The sequence below is a fragment of the Secundilactobacillus silagincola genome (genome assembly GCF_002583405.1).
Classification (GTDB): domain Bacteria; phylum Bacillota; class Bacilli; order Lactobacillales; family Lactobacillaceae; genus Secundilactobacillus; species Secundilactobacillus silagincola.
In genome coordinates, this window is sequence record NZ_BCMJ01000002.1 from 35,732 (window position 1) to 48,769 (window position 13,038).

Sequence of the window (13,038 nt, forward strand, 5' to 3'; positions counted from 1 at the left end):
TAAGCATTAACCAGATTTGTGCTCATTAGAATCTCTCATTTATTTTTAATTCTCACAAATTGATGTAAGATACGTCATAAATCTTATACTAAAGGTAAGTTATTGCGCTTTATAGGGGCTCCGCTGAAGGATTACTAACTAAATTGGAAAAGACAACATTAAAAGAATATTAAAATAATATGTGTATTTACTCATAATTGTGATAGAATATGAGTAATCGTTGTTGTGCTTTAGTTGAGTTGTGTAGGAGGAAAAGCATATGAAAATCAATCCAAAAAGGGCGGTTACCGCTGGCTTAGCAAGTTTAGCGTTACTGCTCAGTGCTTGTGGTTCAAGTAGCAGTTCGAGTAAAAAGCAAACGTTCACGATGCCTGCCGACAGTGAATTATCAACCATGGATCTTTCGAAATCCACTGCTTTGGGTACTTTTGATACGTTGAATAACACCAATGAAGGGTTATACCGCTTGGGCAAGAACAGTAAACCGGAAGTGGGGTTAGCCACCAAGTTAACTGAATCAAATCAAGGCCGCCACTATGTTATTGATGTTCGTCACAATACGAAATGGAGTAATGGTGATACATTGACTGCCAAAGACTTTGTTTATTCTTGGCAGCGGACGGTCAATCCTAAAACGGCTTCTCAGTATTCATATCTGTTTAGTGGCATTAAGAATGCGGATGCGATCACCAAGGGTAAGAAAGCACCAGATACGTTGGGAATCAAAGCCACTGGTAAGTATCAGTTGACCATTGATTTGGATCACCAAATTCCGTACTTCAAACTATTGCTCGGCTTCCCAGTCTTTTATCCACAAGATCAGAAAGTGGTTGAGAAGTATGGCAGCAACTACGGTACTCGAAGCGATCGGATGGTATACAACGGGCCATACAAGTTAACCAAGTGGAACGGGACTGGTACGACCTGGACGCTGGCTAAGAACAACAATTATTGGGATAAGAAAGCCGTTAAGATGAGTTCAATCAAGTACCAAGTTGTTAAAGATAGTCAGACGGCTTTGAATCAGTATAATTCAAAGAAATTAGTTGGTGCGCCGTTAACGGGTAACCAAGCGAAGAACCTAAAGAACAATAAAGATTTGATTGCACGGCCACAGTCAAGTGCGTATTATCTGGCGCTGAACCAACACATGAAATTATTCCAGAACCTGAAGATTCGTGAAGCAATCTCTATGGCAGTGGATCGGCAGCAAATCACTAAGAAAGTCCTTGGTGATGGTTCAATCGTGACCAATAATTTCGTTTCTAAAGGTCTAGCGACTAACCCTAAGACTGGCAAGGACTTTACTGCAGACACCACTGCACCATCCTCTATGAACTATGATCCAGCTAAGGCCAAAACTTTATGGCAACAAGGACTCAAAGAAACTGGCATTTCTAACCCTAAGTTCACCATCATGTGTGGTGACAGTGAGTCGACTAAGCAAGTTAGCGAATATCTCCAAAGTGCTTTAGAGAAGAATTTACCAGGACTAAAGGTTTCAATTTCCAGTATTCCAGCTCGGACGGTATTGGCACGTCAGGCTACGCGGAAGTATCAAGTCACAATGGCTAACTGGTTCGCAGACTTCTCTGATCCAATCACCTTCTTGAATATTTACACCACGCATAACCCAAGTAACATTTCTGATTGGTCGAACACTACTTACGATCAGTTGGTTAAGGCCTCCTCAACAACGGATGCTAACAAGCCTGAGCAACGTTGGGATGACATGGTGAAAGCCCAAAATATCCTGTTGAAGGATCAAGGCATTACACCACTGTATCAATCTTCAGCTCCATGGGTCTTTAGTCGGGACGTGAAGAACGCGATTTACAACTCGGCTGGTGCAAACTACAACTTTAAGACGACTTATGTTAAGTAGTTGAAGATAGTTAATTTAAAAACAGCACGTTAATTTTTCCAGAAAAGAAAAATCAACGTGCTGTTTTTATGGTGTGATGGATTAATTATCTGCTGATTTAACTTCACGATAGGCTAAAGCAAAGTTACCAATGGTTGCAGACCCGTTATTTTCAGCGATGGGCATTGTAATATAATCTTCTAAGTCACCAACGTCTTGGTAATCGTTCATTAGTGTCGCAAATTCGTGACGAACTTTCTTGAGGAAGGTTTCACTGACGACGCCACCACCAAAAACGATTTTCTGTGGACGAATGTGCAGCGTTGTTTGCAGAGCGGCCTGTGCCACATAATAGGCCATAATATCCCAAACGTGATCAGATAGAGGAATATCCTGGCCTTTTTTACCAGTCCTAGCTTCAAACGTTGGGCCAGCTACCAAGCCCTCTAAGCAATCACCATGATAAGGACAGATGCCTTTAAAATCTAAGTCGTCGGGATGGCGCTTTAACCGGACGTGACCAACTTCTGGATGACCCAAAGTGCCGATGAACTGCCCATTTAGGATTGTTCCAGCACCGACACCCGTGCCAATGGTGTAATAAGTTAATGCATCAATCTGGTTACCTGATGCCAGTGCCAGCGTGTACTCACCATATGCTGAACCATTAACATCAGTCGTCCAATAGATTGGCAGATCAAAGGCCTTTTGTAGCATGCCCAAGAAATTAGTCTGTGACCAGCCTACTTTCGGTGTGTCAGTGATGTAGCCGTATTTTTCGGTGTTTTTACGAATTTCAATGGGACCAAACGAAGCCACCGAAATGGCGCGTAAATCCGGGTACTTCTTAAAGAAATCAATTGATCTTTGAATGGTTTCTTCTGGTGTAGTTGTTGGATACTGAATCTGTTCTTTAACTTGGTAATCTTCATTACCTACTGCGCAGACAAATTTGGTACCGCCTGCTTCGATACTTCCTAATAGCATCTTATTCCTCGCTTTACAAAATTATTTAAATCATCTAAAAAAGTTGCCAGTAACTAATTTATCATGTTGACATCATTAAGGGAATGGGTTTCTAATTTTCAGTTTATTCATTGCCATTAACGGGAATTTTATCGATTGAGTCAGATAATTGTTTTGGTAAGGGAATCTGCGGGTCAATGTGCGGATTATTGTGATGAATGATGTTAAACGTATTTCGATACTGAGTAGGTGATAGCCCCATTTCGGTTTTAAAGTGTCTCATGAAAAGTTTAGGATCACTGAAGTATGAATTTTCGGCGACTTCATTAATTGGCATTTCAGTCCGAATAAGTAAGAGCGTTGCAACTTCAATTTTTAGATGATTAATATATTGCAGAGTGGTGATGCCTTCGTATTTTTTAAATAAACGCGTTAAGTAGTCTACATTGAGGTGAACTTGTCTAGCAATCTCTGCTACAGTCAATTCACTAGACATATTAGCTCGGATCCACTCTTTCAAATAGTTGATACGACTGTTGGCGTCTGATGGATTATGTTGTGCGATGTATGATTTGAATAGTTCAATTAGTAACGCAGACGTTAAAAAATCCCGTTCTTCAACGTACGAAAGCTCTGTGTGAAGGGATAAAATTTGGTGCATGAGGACGGTGATATGTTCATAGTCATGTAAATGAAATAGACTGGGCAGGATCACTTTTTTCTCGTTATCGGAATTTGTAATGATAGAGCTAACAGTCGCATTTTCATCAGCTGTAAAACTAGATAGTGAGTCCTGAGGAAAAAAGTGAAGCCAGTAAAAGTCGACCTGGTTACTTGGTTTAGAACCTTGAAAATGCGTATATGGTGGAATTAATAAGACATCATTAGGGCCAACAGTGACGGGTTCATCTTCAATTTGAAGATGAATTTTGCCCTTTAATCCCAGAATGATTTCGTAGTCTCCCTTATGATACATGGGTTTATGAATCCATTTTGGCTTGCTCATAAATTCACCACCTTTATAATATAAGACAGTTTTGTTTAATTTAAAGCAATAAAAATTCATCGTGTAAACCTCCAATCTTAAACAAGAATCGTAGTATTTAATAAGAAAATACCGAAGCTAAAAGTCGGAAATAGTCACCTAATATATAAAAATTGCGATATGTCGCTAAATTAAATTTTAAAAAGTCGGAAATAGTTACCTTTTTTGTAATTATAGACCTTACTAGGGTATATGGAAACAGTTATTATGAAAGCGTATTCAAAATAAAACTGTAAAGGAGGCCTTATCATGCGATTGCTTGGGAAACTCTTCGCAAGCCAGTCGATTTTTTCTTGGCTACTACAGATTGCTTTTATCACGCTGGCTTGGAAGGTCGCAGATCATAGCATACCGAATAATTTGTGGACGATTATTGGTGGTACGGTTTTGATGCTGGTCACGTATGTCAGTCTTGCTTTTGACAGTAAGAAACGAATTTCCAACAAGTAACAGAAAAGGTTTTGTTTATTTTGGCTTTTAGCAATTATTTTTAAATCTATGGATGGAGGGTTACACAATGAGTTCAAATACAGATCATAATGTTGCAGCTGCGCAAGCCATGCTCGCAAATGATAAGTTACCGTTTCATAGAAAGGTCACTTATGGTTTTACTGATATGGCTGGGAACCTGTTATATACTTTAATCGGGTCCTACATGCTTTATTTTTTCACCAATGTCTTTGGTTTGGATGTAGGTACTGCCGGTGCATTACTTCTTTTAGGCCGTTTCATTGATGCAATAGGTGCGCCAGTAATGGGGGTTTTAGTTGACCATACCCACAGTAAGTACGGTAAAAACCGACCATGGTTCCTTTGGATGGCATTGCCATTTACCATTTCAGTTTGGCTGTTGTTCACGACACCATCACTGAGCGGAACCGCGAAGATTATTTATGCTGGGGCTATGTATATCGTTGCTGAATTAACTTATACTGCCCTATCAACCCCAATCACCTCCGTTTTACCTAACTTATCGGCTAATTCAGATGAACGAACTTCAGCTAACTCAATTCGGATGGTTTTAGGGAACGTAGGTAACTTCTTTGCTGTTACGTTCGTTATGCCATTAGCATCAGCTCTTGGTCATGGCAATGATCGTCGAGGCTGGTCACTGGCTGTTGGGCTATACGCAATCATTGCCTTTATTATTTTGATGATTGCTTTCTTAGATATGCGTGAAAAGAATATTGGGAAAGAAAAGATCATTACGATTCGTGAGAGTCTTAAAGCAACTAAGAGTAACTGGCCATGGGTATTGATTGTTTTGGCTAACTTAGCACTGTGGACCGCTTATTCCGCGCGGAATGCAGCCTTGCCATATTATTTCCAGTATAATTTGAATGATAAGGGTCTGATCTCAGTCTTTAACGGTTTTTCAATCATTCAGATTTTAGGGATGGCTTCAGTTCCATTTGTTGTTAAGTATTTGCACAAATGGGGGACAACGATTCTCATGTTGGCGCTAACCATGATTGGTCAAGTTTGGATCGGTATGGCTGGTAGCAATGTTACTTCTGGTTTAATCGGCTGGTGCTTGGCCTGCATTGGTTCAGGTTCAGCTATGACCATGTTTTTCTCTATGGTTGGTGACACCGTTGATTTTGGTGAATGGAAGAACGGTATTCGGGCTAACGGTTTCTTGACAGCCATGGGTGCTTCGTTCTGTATCCAAATGGGTTCTGGCTTTGGTTCTTTCATTGCTTCCAGAATCTTAGCTACCTTCGGATTTACTGCAGCTAAAGCAACTCAAACAGCTGGTAGTTTGTCAGCTATTAGTTTTACTTTCATCTGGGTACCAGTCATCATTTACGCTTTGAGTATCGTATGCATGATCTTCTATCGTAAGTGGGAGAACCATGAACCAGTTGTTACTGAAGAATTAGCAGAACGTCGTGCAGCAAATGGAGCAGATGTTGTTGCCGATAAGTAAGCAACGTTATTCTATTTATTGAAAGGGGAACAATTAAATGTCTGAAACGAAATTAACAAGTAACAGTTTACAACACGTGACCGTTACCTCTCCGTTTTGGAAGAGGTACCAGGAATTAGTTGTTTCTGAAGTTTTACCGTATCAATGGGCTGTCATGAATGATGAGGCCAACATTAATATGTCTAAAGATCCTCAAAAAATTCAAGGAGCCGATAAAAATAGCCATGCAGTTGCTAACTTAAAAATTGCGGCTGGCAAAATGAAGGGGCATCACTATGGATTCCCATTCCAAGATACAGATGTCTATAAGTGGCTTGAAGCTGCGGCCTATTCATTTTCATATCACCCTAATCCAGCATTAAAAACGATTACTGATGATTTGATTGATTTAATTGCCGATGCTCAAGAAGATGACGGCTACTTGTCCACATACTTCCAAATTGATGCGCCAGAAAGAAAATTTAAGCGACTGCAACAATCGCATGAACTTTATACGATGGGGCATTATATCGAAGCTGGTGTGGCTTATTATCAGGCAACTGGCAGTGAAAAAGCGCTGGAAATAGCAAAGCGAATGGCGGATTGTATTGTCAGAAGTTTTGGTACCGGAGACGGCCAAATTAATGGTTATGATGGTCACCCTGAGATTGAGTTGGCTTTATCTCGTTTATATGAAGTGACACATAACGAGGATTACTTGAATAAAGCACTTTACTTTTTGAGGGTTCGGGGAACTGAACCAGATTTCTTCGAAAAGCAAAATAAAGCCGATGGGCTAGAAAACGATATTATTCCAGGTATGCGTGACGCGGGAGAGCGTTACTATCTTGATGCAGAACCAATTGCTGATCAGAAGACCGCTGATGGTCATGCGGTTCGTGTCGTTTATCTATGTACTGGGATGGCCTATGTTGCGCGTTTGACAAATGATAAAACGCTGCTAGAAGCATGTCATCGATTTTGGAAAGATATTGTTAAACGGCGGATGTACGTCACTGGTAACGTGGGTTCAACCACTACTGGTGAAGCGTTCACGTATGATTACGATCTGCCTAACGACACAATGTATGGTGAAACCTGCGCTTCAGTAGGATTAACCTTCTTCGCTCGGCAGATGTCCTTGTTAGATACTAATAGTGAATATGCCGATGTCATTGAAAAGGAATTGTTTAACGGCGCACTTTCTGGCATGGCATTAGACGGAAAACACTTCTTCTATGTTAATCCGCTTGAAGCCGATCCACAGGCGTCAGCACTGAATCCTGGGAAGTCACATGTCCTGACTCATCGTGCTGACTGGTTTGGCTGTGCATGTTGTCCTGCTAATTTAGCCCGGTTGATTACATCACTTGATCAATATGTCTATGATGTTAAACCGGACAGAATTTTAAGCAATCAGTTTATTGCTAATCAATCTGAGTTTAAAAATGGTCTAAAGGTTGAGCAAACTAGCAACTTCCCATGGAGCGGAGAAATCCATTTTGAAATTTCTAACCCTAATCAAGTTGAGACTTTGTTCGGCATTCGCTTACCAAATTGGTCAAAGGCAAATTATGAACTGAAAGTGAACGGTGACGTACAAGACATTAAAGCAACTGACGGTTACCTTTACATTTCAATCAACCAAGAGCAACTTTCTGTTGATTTGTCACTCGATATGGCTACTAAGTTTATGCGAGCAAGTAATCGAGTAAGTGTCGATTTTGGTAAATTAGCAGTTCAACGCGGCCCAATCGTCTTTTGTGCTGAAAGTGCTGATAACGAAGCACCGTTGTGGCAGTACGAAGTTTCTACAAAGAGTGAGACCAGCTACGAATTTGAACCTGATTTACTTGAAGGTGTGGGTACTATTACTGTAGATGCCAAATTACCTACGATGGATGAAGATGGTGCTGACCTCTATACTGAAGCAACGGATGAAAAGCTTGAAGATACCAAAATCAAGTTAGTTCCTTACTATGCTTGGGCAAACCGTGAAGATGGTGCAATGAGAGTTTGGTTGAGTAAAGAATAAAAACTCGATGGATTCCAGAATTTAACTCAAAGAAACGCCATTCCGATGCTTTTGTCGGGATGGCATTTTCTTTGGGTTAAATGGCCGGAATCTGAGTTGTGGAGCATATCTAGGCTAGATTAAAGTAGTGCACATGAGCAAATTCTTAGTTACCTTTCAATTAAGAAACCAGATAAAAATTTCATCAATATAGACTTATGTCACAGTCCCTGACTGATCAAGGCTTAGGTATGGTTGGATCAACTTCAATATTATTCAGATAGGTTTTAGAATAGGAATTTCTAAAGTTTGAAGGTGTTAAAGATGTAATTTGTTTAAAGATACGTAAAAAGTATTTTTCATTGCTGAAACTCAGTTCATAGGCGATTTCTTTGATTGATTTATCCGTTGTGAGTAATAGTTCTTCAGCCTGTTTGATTTTTACGGAATTAATGAAATGGATGGTGGTTGTATTCTCGTAAGTTTTAAAAAGCCGAGTTAAGTATATTGGTGTCATCTGGAACTCAGCTGCAACTTTTGTGACACTCAGTTTTTCGTGACTATGGATTCGAATCCAATTTTTGATTAGTTCAAAGCGTGTAGGGGATTTCTGAGAATTCCGAATGGCTGAAATATACTGATGAGAGAGTTCAATTAGAATGTTTGAAATAAAATAATTGGTGGCTATTTTTGGTGTATTCGAGTCATTAGCGCTGTCTAAAAGCTGTCTGATTAAAATGACTAATCTTTCAAAATCAGTAATTGTAAACAATTGTGGAATTTCAATATCTGCTTGTGTCGTAGACAGGTTTGAATCAAAAGAGGTTGTCACAGTTTCATCTGGAAAAAAGTGCATCCAATAGTAGACAGTGTCGTCTGGTGAATCTTGATACCCGACATGGCGAATATGAGGTGGAATTAGCAGACAATCGTGTTTTGAAAGTGCAAATTTTTTGTTACCAACCTGAACATATGCAGCACCAGATAGCATGATAAATAGTTCATAGTCGCCGTCATTAACGATATCTTTGTGTCGCCAGCCTTGATTAGCAAAATACTGACCAGCTTTATAAAATTGTACTGGTTGATACAACGAAAATTTGTATACTTTTTTATCCAAAATAGATACCTCCACTTTTGATATGTATACCTTTGTGCTAATTTTATTAGTTTTTAAATGCGCTGTAAAGCCTTAATATTAGCGATGTAAGCGTTTACCAGTATTCCCTGTGTTAGATGCTATGAGTCCAATCAGTCAATCAAGTTAAGAGGCTAGAAAAATGATTTATGAATCTGATAATTGTTTGTATTTAAGAAACGGAAATGAGTTGCTAGAGGTTAAACCTTGGGGAGAGAATAGTTTTCGTGTTCGAAGTACTAAGTACGCAACATATACTGGGGTAAACAATGCCCTCAGCGAAGCAGTTCCTGATAACATTGCAACAGTAACCGTCAATGAGAATCAGAAACAAGGAGAAATCACTAATGGTCAGTTGACGGCAAGAATTGATATGTATAAGAATCTAAGTTTTTATAATCAAAAAGGTGAAGTTCTCCTGAAGGGGTTTCAACGTAATCGAATCGATGATATGTCAGCTGGTGTGGATGCTGAGAAAGTGAATCATTTTAATAGCGCATTAAATATTGATTCACGTGAATTTAAACCGATTTTGGGTGGTGATTTTGAACTTAAAGTCCGTTTTGAATCTGATCCGGATGAGAAATTATTTGGCATGGGGCAATATCAGCAAGATTTTCTGAACCTTAAAAATGCCAAGTTGGAACTTGCTCATCGTAATTCTCAAGCAAGTGTGCCATTTTTAATTTCAAGTAAAGGGTACGGCTTTTTGTGGAATAATCCGGCAATCGGTGACGTTAGTTTTGCTAAAAACGTGACGGAATGGCATTCATTATCGACTAAAGAAATGGACTACTGGATTACTTGCGGCGATACACCCAGCACTATTGAAGAGCAGTATGCTGATGTGACTGGTAAAGTGCCTATGATGCCAGATTTCGCTATGGGTTATTGGCAGTGTAAGTTAAGGTATCGGACTCAAGAAGAACTGCTGAATGCTGCTCGTGAATTCAAAAAACGTAAATTACCTATTAGTGTTATTGTTATTGATTACTTTCATTGGCCAAAGTCAGGTGAGTATACTTTTGATAAAAAATACTGGCCAAATCCAGAAGAAATGATTCAAGAATTGCACGAAATGGGCATCAAGCTCATGGTTTCTGTTTGGCCTACGGTAGATGAAACCAGCTCCCATTACAAAGAAATGGTAGAAAAGGGGTATCTGGTGCAAACGGAACGTGGTGTTCCAATTACGATGAATTTCTTGGGGAATAACGGTTTCGTTGATTTTACTAATCCTGATGCTGGCAGCTTTTGAAAAAGAATTATCAAGATAAAGGTGTTGATCTGTTTTGGCTGGATGAAGCTGAACCGGAATATACAGTTTATGATTTCGATAATTATCGTTATCAAAATGGTACTAACTTACAAGTTGGCAATACTTATCCTGTTGGGTATTCAAAGGCAATTTACGATGGTCAAAAAGCGAGTGGTAAGACGGATATTATCAATTTAGTTCGGTGTGCCTGGGCAGGGAGTCAAAAATATGGTGCCTTAGTTTGGTCTGGCGATATTGACTCCAGTTTTCAGTCGTTACGAAACCAATTGGCTATTGGATTAAATATGGGAATCGCGGGGATTCCGTGGTGGACTACTGATATTGGTGGTTTCCATGGCGGTGTGGACGATAATGACGATTTTCGTGAATTGGTCACTCGTTGGTTTGAATTCGCGACATTTTGTCCAGTCATGCGGATGCATGGTGATCGTGAACCTCATACTGAGCCGCTTAGCAATGAAGGAGGCGGTAAAATGCCATCGGGTGGCGCCACTGAACCGTGGGCTTACGGTGAGACAGTCTATTCGATTATGCAAAAGTATATGCGATTAAGGGACAATCTGAAGGACTATATCCGAGTACAGATGAAAAATGCCCATGAAAAAGGGACACCGGTTATTCGACCACTGTTCTATAATTTCAGTCAAGATGATGATGCTTGGAACGTGGAAGATGAATTTCTATTTGGTGATTCAATTTTGGTTGCACCTGTCTTATATGAAAAGTCTGAGCAACGGCTGGTTTATTTACCAGAAGGTGACGATTGGGTAAACGTATTTACTGGTGATCTTGTTTCTGGTGGTCAAACGATACCGGTTAAAACACCGATTGAACAGATACCTGTCTTTGTTCGTCAGGTAGACTGGTCACACCTTGAAAAAGCGTTTGAGAGCTTAAATTAAATTGATTAAAGATCGCTTTTGTTAAATATGCCATTTCAATTGTTACTTGATATGTATTGAGAACACTTAATATGTTGTTTTTTAAAAATTTATTTGATAAATTTTAACGATATAAATCCTTGTATATTAGGCTTTATAGAATCAGTTAGTGATAATCAAATAGATAAATTACTTGCGTCCGTATAAAAAATGAAGCACAATAGTGGTAACGCATTCAATGAGCTTAAATAAGGGGTTACTACACCATGAATAATAGACAACTAAAGTTTAATACGACTTTTTATAAGGATTTTCAATTCTGGATCGCACTTGTTGTGATGGTATTTGCTGCATCAACACTCATTCATGAAACGATGACGAACATTTATTTCTGGTTAGACATTGCGATGATCATACTAGGAATTGTGACGTTAGTGGATTCTTTGATTCTGCACCGTAGAAAGATCAGTAACTAACAGTGGATAGTATCGTAAAGAAACTTGGACAGAAATTTTGTCTGGGTTTCTTTACTTATTATCATTTGTTTAGTTTAGGCATGACCTTTATTTTCGGTAAAGAGCCTGATGAATCAAGTGTTTTTACGAAAAATTGTTATACTACATCATGTGTGCAGGTAGTTCATACCAAAGTTTCATTGTTTTTAGTAATTAATAATTAAAGACTTGTTAATGTAAGTGATGATTAGCGAGATAAAATGGGAGTTTTTAGTATGTCGGCAAAGTATGAGATTGTGGAAAATGGGGTTAAGGAAAAAATCCTGTCAGGTGTCTATCCAATTGGCGAAAAATTACCGACCGAAACTGAATTAATGAAAGAATTTAACGTGAGTCGATATACGATTCGTCGAGCGATTGGTGATCTGGAAAACGAAGACTTCGTTTACCGGATTCAAGGTGGCGGTATGTACGTGAACGACTGGCAAACCGCACACGCTAAAGGGAAAAATTCCAATCGGATGATTGGTGTGATTGCCACACATATTGCCAATTATATTTTCCCTAGCATCGTCAGTGGTGCTGATCAGATTATTTCTGATAATGGCTACTCCATACTATTGGCTAATACGCACAATGATCCCAAATTAGAACGTCGGTCACTCACCACGATGTTACAAAGCGATGTGGCTGGACTGATTATTGAGCCGACTCAAAGTACGTTACCCACAACTAATCGTGATTTATACGAAAAGATTGGTGAAATGGGCTTACCAGTGGTCTTTATTAATGCAACGTATGATATGCCAGATCTTCATGCGCCATCGGTAACTACCGATGATAAGGGTGCGTTGGAACGGCTAACTAATTATCTGATTGAACAAGGACACGAGCGCATCTTGGGTGTTTTCCAAGTTGATGATATGCAAGGTGTTAACCGGATGAATGGCTATATTAAAGCTTATCAAGAGCATGCCAGCATTGCGCTTAAAAGTAATATTATTATGTATCAGTCGATGGATTCCACTAAGCAAGTGTTAACCAAAGTTGAGCATGAGATTCAATCGAAAAATCGGCCAACGGCAATTGTATGTTATAACGATCAATTAGCTATCCGGGTGATTGATATGGTAAAGTCCATGAACCTGTCAATTCCAGACGATATCTCAATTACCGGGTTCGATGACTATAATGTGGTGCGTTATATTAATCCGGCAATTACCACGATGGTTCATGAAAAGGAACGAATGGGGCATGATGCCGCACAGTTACTGGTTAATTTAATTGCCAAGAAACCAGTTAAATCGATTTTATATGAGCCGGAAATGGTCGTGCGTGACTCAGTTAAAAAGATTAATTAAACGAGAGTGCGACACAGCTCGGTAGATTCTGGAATCTGAGTTGTGTCGCAGGTTTAGTCTATATTAAAAAGCGATAAATCAAAAATAAAATATTTATCCATATAGATTGTGAATTACAGTCCCAAA

The 13,038-nt window shown here is 39.3% G+C and carries 9 protein-coding genes and 1 pseudogene; 7 read left to right on the top strand and 3 right to left on the bottom strand.

Translation table 11 applies throughout. The features are described 5' to 3' along the window. Window positions 1–259 precede the first annotated feature (259 nt). Window positions 260–1,885, top strand: coding sequence for a peptide ABC transporter substrate-binding protein (locus CES82_RS02000; protein WP_098823661.1), 1,626 nt, complete (start codon window positions 260–262; stop codon window positions 1,883–1,885). An 81-nt stretch (window positions 1,886–1,966) separates the two neighbouring features. Here CES82_RS02000 and scrK read toward each other — a convergent pair whose 3' ends face one another. Both scrK and CES82_RS02010 read right to left on the bottom strand, forming a co-directional pair. After that, window positions 1,967–2,851, bottom strand: coding sequence for a fructokinase ScrK (gene scrK, locus CES82_RS02005; RefSeq protein ID WP_098823662.1), 885 nt, complete (start codon window positions 2,849–2,851; stop codon window positions 1,967–1,969). Window positions 2,852–2,954: 103 nt separating this feature from the next. Beyond that, window positions 2,955–3,836, bottom strand: a complete 882-nt coding sequence (locus CES82_RS02010) for an AraC family transcriptional regulator (RefSeq protein ID WP_225364817.1) — start codon at window positions 3,834–3,836, stop codon at window positions 2,955–2,957. Between the two features lie 288 nt (window positions 3,837–4,124). Here CES82_RS02010 and CES82_RS02015 point away from each other — a divergent pair, with 288 nt between their 5' ends. From CES82_RS02015 to CES82_RS02025, 3 genes are all read left to right on the top strand, one after another. Beyond that, window positions 4,125–4,325 carry a hypothetical protein gene (locus CES82_RS02015; RefSeq protein WP_098823664.1) on the top strand — a complete coding sequence of 67 codons (201 nt, stop codon included), beginning with the start codon at window positions 4,125–4,127 and terminating at the stop codon, window positions 4,323–4,325. Between the two features lie 67 nt (window positions 4,326–4,392). After that, window positions 4,393–5,805, top strand: coding sequence for an MFS transporter (locus tag CES82_RS02020; protein WP_225364818.1), 1,413 nt, complete (start codon window positions 4,393–4,395; stop codon window positions 5,803–5,805). 37 nt (window positions 5,806–5,842) lie between these two features. Next, window positions 5,843–7,819, top strand: coding sequence for a glycoside hydrolase family 127 protein (locus tag CES82_RS02025; protein ID WP_098823665.1), 1,977 nt, complete (start codon window positions 5,843–5,845; stop codon window positions 7,817–7,819). 217 nt (window positions 7,820–8,036) lie between these two features. On the opposite strand, the gene CES82_RS02030 is transcribed toward CES82_RS02025, so the two are convergent. Further along, on the bottom strand, window positions 8,037–8,918 hold the full coding sequence (locus CES82_RS02030) for an AraC family transcriptional regulator (protein ID WP_098823666.1): 882 nt from the start codon (window positions 8,916–8,918) through the stop codon (window positions 8,037–8,039). Between the two features lie 160 nt (window positions 8,919–9,078). Here CES82_RS02030 and CES82_RS02035 point away from each other — a divergent pair. The 3 genes and pseudogenes from CES82_RS02035 (at window position 9,079) to CES82_RS02045 (ending at window position 12,912) form a co-directional block, all read left to right on the top strand. Beyond that, window positions 9,079–11,117 (top strand): annotated as a pseudogene (locus tag CES82_RS02035) (glycoside hydrolase family 31 protein). Window positions 11,118–11,362: 245 nt separating this feature from the next. After that, a complete protein-coding gene (locus tag CES82_RS02040) occupies window positions 11,363–11,572 on the top strand; it encodes a hypothetical protein (protein WP_098823667.1) in 210 nt (69 codons plus the stop codon). Window positions 11,573–11,826: 254 nt separating this feature from the next. Further along, on the top strand, window positions 11,827–12,912 hold the full coding sequence (locus CES82_RS02045; RefSeq protein WP_098823668.1) for a GntR family transcriptional regulator: 1,086 nt from the start codon (window positions 11,827–11,829) through the stop codon (window positions 12,910–12,912). The last annotated feature ends 126 nt before the right edge of the window (window positions 12,913–13,038 follow it).

Bases quoted from the DNA above. Each gene is read 5' to 3' on its own strand.
- CES82_RS02000 (WP_098823661.1), top strand. From the start codon at position 260: ATGAAAATCAATCCAAAAAGGGCGGTTACCGCTGGCTTAGCAAGTTTA.
- scrK (WP_098823662.1), bottom strand. From the start codon at position 2,851: ATGCTATTAGGAAGTATCGAAGCAGGCGGTACCAAATTTGTCTGCGCA.
- CES82_RS02010 (WP_225364817.1), bottom strand. From the start codon at position 3,836: ATGAGCAAGCCAAAATGGATTCATAAACCCATGTATCATAAGGGAGAC.
- CES82_RS02015 (WP_098823664.1), top strand. From the start codon at position 4,125: ATGCGATTGCTTGGGAAACTCTTCGCAAGCCAGTCGATTTTTTCTTGG.
- CES82_RS02020 (WP_225364818.1), top strand. From the start codon at position 4,393: ATGAGTTCAAATACAGATCATAATGTTGCAGCTGCGCAAGCCATGCTC.
- CES82_RS02025 (WP_098823665.1), top strand. From the start codon at position 5,843: ATGTCTGAAACGAAATTAACAAGTAACAGTTTACAACACGTGACCGTT.
- CES82_RS02040 (WP_098823667.1), top strand. From the start codon at position 11,363: ATGAATAATAGACAACTAAAGTTTAATACGACTTTTTATAAGGATTTT.
- CES82_RS02045 (WP_098823668.1), top strand. From the start codon at position 11,827: ATGTCGGCAAAGTATGAGATTGTGGAAAATGGGGTTAAGGAAAAAATC.